At 53.6% G+C, this 513-nt stretch carries 1 rRNA gene; it reads right to left on the reverse strand.

From position 1 onward, the window contains the following. Positions 1 to 513 (reverse strand): 23S ribosomal RNA (locus MH144_RS30660); the annotation flags it as partial.

Raw genomic sequence — 513 nt, forward strand, 5'->3', positions numbered from 1 at the left:
CAAGCCATAGCTTCGGTGGTGTGTTTAGCCCCGTTACATTTTCGGCGCAGAGTCACTCGACCAGTGAGCTATTACGCACTCTTTCAATGGTGGCTGCTTCTAAGCCAACATCCTGGTTGTCTGTGCAACTCCACATCCTTTCCCACTTAACACACACTTGGGGACCTTAGCTGATGGTCTGGGCTGTTTCCCTTTTGACAATGGATCTTAGCACTCACTGTCTGACTCCCGGAAGTAAGTCTATGGCATTCGGAGTTTGACTGAGCTTGGTAACCCTTGCGGGCCCCGCACCCAATCAGTGCTCTACCTCCACGACTCTGTTTTCCGAGGCTAGCCCTAAAGCTATTTCGGGGAGAACCAGCTATCTCCGAGTTCGATTGGAATTTCTCCGCTACCCCCACCTCATCCCCGCACTTTTCAACGTGCGTGGGTTCGGGCCTCCAGTGCGTGTTACCGCACCTTCACCCTGGACAGGGGTAGATCACCCGGTTTCGGGTCTACGTCCACGTACTA

It is taken from the genome of Paenibacillus sp. ACRRY (genome assembly GCF_022346995.1).
Taxonomy (GTDB): domain Bacteria; phylum Bacillota; class Bacilli; order Paenibacillales; family Paenibacillaceae; genus Paenibacillus.